This is a genomic window from Streptomyces sp. B1866 (genome assembly GCF_031932565.1).
Taxonomy (GTDB): domain Bacteria; phylum Actinomycetota; class Actinomycetes; order Streptomycetales; family Streptomycetaceae; genus Streptomyces.
Window position 1 is genome coordinate 1 of record NZ_JAVSCF010000379.1, and the last position, 4,263, is coordinate 4,263.

The 4,263-nt window shown below is 73.7% G+C and carries 4 protein-coding genes and 1 pseudogene; all 5 read right to left on the reverse strand.

The window, feature by feature from the left end:
- Positions 1 to 165: 165 nt before the first annotated feature.
- The 5 genes and pseudogenes from RKE29_RS28265 to RKE29_RS28285 all read right to left on the reverse strand — a co-directional run bounded on the left by RKE29_RS28265 (position 166) and on the right by RKE29_RS28285 (position 4,054).
- On the reverse strand, positions 166 to 1,266 hold the full coding sequence (locus RKE29_RS28265) for an NAD-dependent epimerase/dehydratase family protein (RefSeq protein ID WP_312008534.1): 1,101 nt from the start codon (positions 1,264 to 1,266) through the stop codon (positions 166 to 168).
- Positions 1,267 to 1,534: 268 nt separating this feature from the next.
- Complete coding sequence (locus RKE29_RS28270) at positions 1,535 to 1,633, reverse strand: AURKAIP1/COX24 domain-containing protein (protein ID WP_003948845.1); 99 nt, start codon at positions 1,631 to 1,633, stop codon at positions 1,535 to 1,537.
- A gap of 287 nt (positions 1,634 to 1,920) precedes the next feature.
- A complete protein-coding gene (locus RKE29_RS28275) occupies positions 1,921 to 2,130 on the reverse strand; it encodes a helix-turn-helix domain-containing protein (RefSeq protein ID WP_135341538.1) in 210 nt (69 codons plus the stop codon).
- A gap of 131 nt (positions 2,131 to 2,261) precedes the next feature.
- A pseudogene (locus RKE29_RS28280) lies at positions 2,262 to 2,342 on the reverse strand (phosphatase); the annotation flags it as partial.
- A gap of 539 nt (positions 2,343 to 2,881) precedes the next feature.
- The gene (locus tag RKE29_RS28285) at positions 2,882 to 4,054 is read right to left on the reverse strand and encodes an acetoin utilization protein AcuC (RefSeq protein ID WP_312008535.1); all 1,173 of its coding nucleotides are present in this window, start codon (positions 4,052 to 4,054) and stop codon (positions 2,882 to 2,884) included.
- Positions 4,055 to 4,263: the final 209 nt, after the last annotated feature.

Genomic DNA, 4,263 nt, shown 5'->3' on the forward strand with positions numbered 1-4,263 from the left:
GCAGCGGGCCGTGCGCGCGCCCGGCCCGGCCGGAGCCCGCCGAGCCGGCGCCGCCCGCGCCCGCGGGGCCCTTCGCCGGTGCCGTCCGCGGGCCCTTCCGCCGGGACCGCGGCTCCTCCCCGAACGGGATGACCTTGGCGTCCGCCATGGTGGTGCGCTCCTCACCTACGGGATTCGGTCCTGGGCCCGGCTCGGCGCGCCGGAGCCCCGGAAGTCGTGACCGCCGTCCACGGCCAGCAGGCCGGCCAGCTCGTCCACGGCGCGGGCCAGGACCGCGGGCCCGACCGGCCCGGGCCCGCGGCCGCGTGCGTAGTCCGCGAACGCCTCGGCGGTGGTGTAGGCGGGCGTGAAACCGAGCCGTTCGCGCGCCTCGCGCGTGGCGACGACGCGGCCGTGGGTGAGCAGCCGCACCTGCTCGGCCGACAGGTCCGCGACGCCCACCGAGCGCAGCGCGGCCCCGGCCCAGCGGAGCGCGGGCAGCGGCAGCGGCAGCGTCGGGCGGCCGAGCCGACGGGCCGCCTGGGAGAGGGTGAGCACGCCGTCGCCCGCGATGTTGTACGTGCCGCTCGCCGTGGCGCCCCGCGCCGGCCCGCACGCGGCGATGCGCAGCGCCTCCACCGCGTCGTCCTCGTGCACGAACTGGAGCCGGGGGTCGTAGCCGATGACGGTGGGCAGCACGGGCAGCGCGAAGTAGTCCGCGAGCGGCGAGTCGGCGTACGGGCCGAGCACGGTGGCCAGCCGCAGCACGCGTACGGCCACGTCCGGGCGCCGGCGCGCGAAGCCGCGCACGTACCCCTCGGCCTCGGCCACGTCCTTGGCGAAGCCGCCGCCGGGCAGCGACTTCGGCTGCGTGGCCTCGGTGAAGACGGCCGGGTCGCGCGGCGCCGCCCCGTACACGCTGGTGCTGGAGCGGACCACGAGCCGCTTGACCGACGGCGCCTTCTGGCACGCGCCGAGCAGCTGCATCGTGCCGATGACGTTGGTCTCCTTGGCCGAGGCGGTCGGCACGCGGCGCCCGCGCGGGCCGAGCGCGGCAGCGTTGAGGTCCATGTGCACGACCGTGTCCGCGCGGGTCTCGGCCAGCAGCTTGCCGATCGTCGGCTGCCGGATGTCGGTCAGGACGAAGCGGGCGTCACCGAGGTCGTGTTCGGGCGGCACGGCGTCCACGCCGATCACCCGCTCGACACCGGGCTCGCGCTGCACCCGCCGCACGAACCGGCCGCCGAGCTGCCGCGCGACTCCCGTGACCAGCACGACCTTGCCCAAGACCAGCGCCTTCCTTCCGACCGACAGCGGATCCGGCCTGTGCCGAACACGGTAGCCGCTGGATACGGCGCGCCGCCGACCGCCATGCGCGGCGAGCGGCTTTCGGTGCCCCGTCCCTCCTCCTGCCCGCGTTCCCGCGCGCGGCGGCCGTACGCCCGCGCCCGGGCGCCGTCCGGCGTGCACCGGGTACCACGCGGGGCGCAGCACGAACCGCAGCCCTCCCACCTGCGCGGTGGAAGGGCTGCGGAACGGACACAGCGGCGCGTGCCTACTTCTTGTTACGACGCTGGACGCGCGTGCGCTTGAGCAGCTTGCGGTGCTTCTTCTTGGCCATCCGCTTGCGCCGCTTCTTGATAACAGAGCCCACGACTACCCTCGCTCACTTCGTCTTCACTCGGTGCGGGGCGTCCGAGCCCACACGACCTACAGCGGGCCAGCCTACCTGCCGCCCAGCGAAGGAGGTAATCCGAGGGAGGGTCGCTAGGCCCTGTCGTCAAAGTCCCGTCTGCCCCGCGACGCCTGGCACGCGCGCTCGCGGCGTTGTCGTCGTCGCACGCAGCGCCGCTGCGCTCTCCTCCTCCGCCTTGCGATCGCACGCACCAGACGCCGCGGGGCCCGCCCTTCGGGCGAACGACGCTACTTTGACGACAGGACCTAGGCGGACTCCACCCCCACGTACGACTCGCGAAGGTACTCATGAACGGCCTGCTCTGGGACCCGGAAGGACCTGCCCACTCGGATCGCCGGCAGATGACCGCTGTGCACCAGGCGGTACACGGTCATCTTGGACACTCGCATCACCGCGGCGACTTCCGCGACGGTCAGAAACTGAACCTCATTCAGAGGCCTTTCGCCAGCAGCCATCACACACCTGAACCTTCCGCACATGTCGGGCACCGGCTTCCCCTCCGGTGACTCCTTCTCGCATGCGCGCTCCTCACCAGGTTAGGGGCGCGTGATACGAGTGGGGAAGAGGAGTAGCGATCGAGCGCCTTCCGTGACAGACACGCTTGTTTGAGTACATAGCGAGTAAGCGGCCGGTAGTAACCAGACCGCACAGCGTCATCAAGCGGAACGCCTGCACCCGCCCGCCACTTCCCTCCTACCACCACCCGGCCCCAGCCCCCGCACCCGCCGTCCCACCACCCCCGCCAACGCCCTGACCTGGCCCGATGCTCCTCCCGCCGACCTTCCGGGGCCACCCGGAGGGCGGACCCCCACGCGCCGTGGCGGGCCGGGCGCGACCCGAAGCGAGAGGTGGGGAAGGGGGCGCGAGGCGGGTCGCGCACGGCCTCGCGGCGCGCCGGATTCCGTCCTGAACGTGCTGCTTCGAGCGTAGTCCGGGTTGTACGTGCGTACTCGAAACCGGGTCGTTATGTCGACACATCTACCATGCTCGGGGCCGAGTCAGAGACAGTCGGCCGCCGAGAGCCGCTCGTCACGCGGACGTAGAGCCGGTGCCGTCAGGAGAACCGGCGCCCTCTTCCCTCGCCGCGCGCCGGCGCGGAGCGTCCCCGCCGCGCTCCCGGCCCCGGCCGCCGCCCCTGGAGAGCGGGGCGAGAACGCCCGGAAGCACCGCGGGAGGGCCATACCAGGGCAGGCGCGGGTGGGCGGGCTAGGGAAGCAACCCGTGGTGCGGGAAGACCGCGCGGCGGGTGGCCAGAATCGCCTGGTCCACCCAGTCACCCGGGTTGTACCCCGAATCGGTGAAGTCGCGCCACTCCGGTTGCCGCCCGTCGGTCATCCGCAGGGGCCCCGGCTGCCGCGTGCGGCGGTACGCCTCGTCCCGCCACTCCTCCGGCACCTCGGCCTCCGGCGCCACCGGCCGGTCGGCCGCGATGGCGACCAGGTGCGTCCACGTCCGCGGCACCACGTCGACCACCGCGTATCCCCCGCCGCCCAGCGCCACCCACCGGCCCTCGGCGTGCTCGTGCGCCAGCCGGTGGCAGCTCTCCGCCACGGCCCGCTGCGCGTCCACGGTCACCGCCAGGTGCGCCAGCGGGTCCTCGACGTGCGTGTCGGCGCCGTGCTGGGTCACCAGGGCCTGCGGCCGGAACGCCGCCAGCAGCTCCGGCACCACCGCGTGGTACGCGCGCAGCCAGCCGGCGTCGCCCGTCCCGGCCGGCAGCGCCACGTTCACCGACATGCCCTCGGCCCCCTCCCCGCCGGTCTCATCCGGCCATCCCGTCGCCGGGAACAGGGTCCGCGGGTGCTGGTGCAGCGAGATCGTGAGGACGCGCGGGTCGTCCCAGAACACCGCCTGGACGCCGTCCCCGTGGTGCACGTCCACGTCCACGTACGCGACCCGCTCGGCCCCCATCTCCAGCAGCCGCGCGACCGCGAGGGCGGCGTCGTTGTAGACGCAGAAGCCGGACGCGCTCGCGGGCATCGCGTGGTGCAACCCCCCGGCGAAGTTCACCGCGTGCGCCGCCTCACCCCGCCACACGGCCTCGGCGGCCGCCACCGACTGCCCGGCGATCAGCGCCGACACCTCGTGCATGCCCGCGAAGGCCGGGTCGTCGGGCGTCCCGATCCCGTACGCGGTGTCCGCGGCGCGCGGGTCGGCGGACGCGCGCCGGACCGCGTCGATGTAGTCGGGCCGGTGCACGAGCCGCAGCGTCGACTCCCCCGAGGGCTTGGCGGCCACCACGTCCACGTCCTGGTCGAGCCCGAAGGCCTCGACGAGCCGCATGGTCAGGGTGAGCCGCACCGGGTCCATAGGGTGCCCGGCGCCGAAGTCGTAGCCCGTTACCTCGTCGTCCCACATCACGCGCGCGCGACCGCTCATGGGCGCCACCGTATCGGGCTGTCCGGAAATCGACGACCGAGGGGTCTGGCCCCGGCATGGGCCACAGAGCCGGGGACACGGTCTGCGAGCGGACGACGACGGACCGTGGGGCGGCCCGGCACTCGCACCGGGCAGAAAAGGAAAAGCCCCGCCGGACATCCCGGCAGGGCTTTTCTCAATATTTGTTCGGCGGCGTCCTACTCTCCCAC

What these genes read in the sequence shown, in the direction of transcription:
- RKE29_RS28285 (WP_312008535.1), bottom strand. Translation starts at nt 4,054, where the DNA reads ATGAGCGGTCGCGCGCGCGTGATGTGGGACGACGAGGTAACGGGCTAC.
- RKE29_RS28275 (WP_135341538.1), bottom strand. Translation starts at nt 2,130, where the DNA reads ATGGCTGCTGGCGAAAGGCCTCTGAATGAGGTTCAGTTTCTGACCGTC.